This is a genomic window from Streptomyces sp. NPDC006265, assembly GCF_040613555.1.
Classification (GTDB): domain Bacteria; phylum Actinomycetota; class Actinomycetes; order Streptomycetales; family Streptomycetaceae; genus Streptomyces.
This window is the reverse complement of sequence record NZ_JBEXSH010001109.1, coordinates 1-2,491: the sequence shown is the minus strand read 5'-3', so window position 1 is coordinate 2,491 and position 2,491 is coordinate 1. Positions and strand designations below refer to the sequence as shown.

Genomic DNA, 2,491 nt, shown 5'->3' with positions numbered 1-2,491 from the left:
TGAGCGCCATCTGCATACCGCGAACCCCGGCGTCGCGAAACCTCGCGCTGGCCTCGCCGCCGGCGTCGGTGAGCTCGATGCGCTGGGCGCGCCGGTCGTCCGGGTCGGGGACGCGGGTGACGTACCCGGACTTCTGCAACTGCTGCACCGTGCGTGTGACGTGCGAGGCCTCCACGCCCAGCCGGGCGGCGAGCTCCCCGGGCCGCAGCGGCTCGGAGTCGGCGATCTGGCGGAGCAGCGCGACGGCGGCACGGTCGAGCGGGACCCCGGCCAGGGCCATCAGCCGGTCGTGCTGACGGGCGCGGGTGCTCAGATAGGTGATGCGGGTGAGCGCACGCTCGATGTCGATCACTTCCGGGGAGGGGACATCGGGGAGCGGTGGTGTGGACATGAGCACCAGAGTACCATCTCGTTGCGTAACTCAACTAAATCGGTCGGGGCGCCGTTCAGGGGAAACAGGCCCCGAACACGCGTGACGGCCGGCCGGCTCGTCGACATCTCACCCGTGGACCTGCCGCTGATCCCACCCATGCTCGCCACGTCCGGCACCCTGCCGCCCGCCGCGCAGGACGCGCGCTGGGCCTACGAGACCAAGCAGGACGGCCAGCGCGTGGTGGTCTATCTGCCCGGGGACGGCAGCGTGCTGCTGCGCGCCCGCTCCGGGGACGACATCACGGCCGCCTACCCCGAACTCCGGCCGCTGGGCACCGCGCTCGGCACCACACCCGCCGTACTGGACGGCGAGATCATGGCCCTGGACGACCAGGGCCGCGCCAGCTTCCAGCTGCTCCAGTCCCGGATGGGCCTGGCGCACGCACCCGCCAGGGCCGCGCGGCGGGCGGCGGAGGTCCCGGTCCATCTCGTGCTGTTCGACCTGATGCACCTGCAGAGCCACTCCCTCCTCAGGCTCCCGTACGCACGACGCCGCGCGGCACTGGAGGACCTCGGCCTCGCCGGCCCCTCCTGGTCGACCCCGCGCGCCCTCGTCGGACACGGCGCCGAAGCTCTGCATGCCACCCGGGAGCACGGTTTGGAGGGCCTGGTCTGCAAGCGGCTGGACTCGGTGTACGAACCGGGCATCCGCTCCCGGGCCTGGATCAAGATCCGCAACATGCGCACCGAGGACGTCCTGGTCGGCGGCTGGCAGCCCGGCAAGGGGCGGCTCACCGGCCTGCCCGGCGCGGTGCTGGTCGGACAGCGTGCCGCGGGACTGCTGCGCTACGTCGGCAGCGTGGGCACCGGCTGGAGCGAGGCCGAACGCACGGAACTCGCCGGGCTGCTGCGGGCCGCCGCGACGGACGTCTGCCCCTTCGACCCCGCCCCGCGCGCTCCGGGCGCGCACTGGGTCCTGCCCCGCCTGGTCGGCGAGGTCCGGTACAGCACCCGAACCCTGGAGGGGCTGCTGAGGCAGCCGTCCTGGCTGCGGCTCCGGCTCGATCTCGCACCCGGGGAGGCGGCGGCCGACATCCCGGACGACCTGGTCTAAACGGGGCCGGCCGCCAACTGTTGGGCTGCGATTCACGCTTGAGATCCTTCATCCCTCTTGGCATGGACGCGTTCAGCCTGGAAGCTGAACCTCCCTTTCCCCCACAGCCGTTGGGCTGCGCCCGGACCAAGGAGGACGCAGTGTCGTCACGCCCGTTCGCCCACCGCAGGAGATGGCTCACCGGAGCGGCCGGTGCCGCCGCTCTCGTCCTCGCGTTCCCGGCCACGGCCTTCGCGGCCCCGCCGTCGGCGCTGCCCGCCAGCGCGGACGCACTGGAGCAGACGTACCAGCCCGCCTACGACTACGACACCGACGGCTGCTACTCCAGCACTGCCATCGGCCCGGACGGCACCGTGAACGGCGGGCTCAAACCGACCGGTGCCCTCAACGGCAACTGCCGGGACGCCTCGGACCTCGACAACACCAACGGCTACGCGCGCTCCAAGTGCAACAACGGCTGGTGCGCGATCCTGTACGCGCTCTACTTCGAGAAGGACCAGGCCGTGGCCGGGAGCGGCATCGGCGGCCACCGGCACGACTTCGAGCACGTCGCGGTGTTCGTACAGGACAACCAGGTGAAGTACGTGTCGACGTCCGCCCACGGCGGGTTCACGGTGCACGCGGCTTCCTCGGTCCGCTTCGACGGCACGCACGCGAAGATCGTCTACCACAAGGACGGTGTCAGAACCCACTGCTTCCGCGCGGCCAACTCCAGTGACGAGCCGCCGGAGAACCACAAGGGCACCTGGCAGTACCCGGCACTGGTCGGCTGGAACGGCTACCCGGCCGGGGTGCGTGACAAGCTCACGTCGTACGACTTCGGCAGCGCCAACTTCGGCCTGAAGGACGGCAACTTCGCCGATCACCTGGCGTCGGCCAAGCCCTCCGGCATCGCCTTCGACCCGTACGCCTGACGCCTTCGAGTCCGGCCGGGCGCAGTCCCGGGGTGCGCGGCCGGATGCCGGGGCGCAGTGGCCGGCCGGTCCCGGCGGCACGGATCGCCCC

At 71.7% G+C, this 2,491-nt stretch carries 3 protein-coding genes; 2 read left to right on the top strand and 1 reads right to left on the bottom strand.

Features of this window, described 5'->3' with window-relative positions; genetic code table 11:
* Nucleotides 1–391, bottom strand: a 391-nt coding sequence (locus ABZ281_RS45865; RefSeq protein ID WP_356664374.1) for a MarR family transcriptional regulator, incomplete at its 3' end; no start/stop codon positions are given.
* A gap of 114 nt (nt 392–505) precedes the next feature.
* On the opposite strand from ABZ281_RS45865, the gene ABZ281_RS45860 reads away from it, so the two are divergent.
* Nucleotides 506–1,486: an ATP-dependent DNA ligase gene (locus ABZ281_RS45860; RefSeq protein ID WP_356664376.1), complete on the top strand. Its 981-nt coding sequence runs from the start codon at nt 506–508 to the stop codon at nt 1,484–1,486.
* Between the two features lie 140 nt (nt 1,487–1,626).
* On the top strand, nt 1,627–2,400 hold the full coding sequence (locus ABZ281_RS45855; protein ID WP_356664372.1) for an NPP1 family protein: 774 nt from the start codon (nt 1,627–1,629) through the stop codon (nt 2,398–2,400).
* The last annotated feature ends 91 nt before the right edge of the window (nt 2,401–2,491 follow it).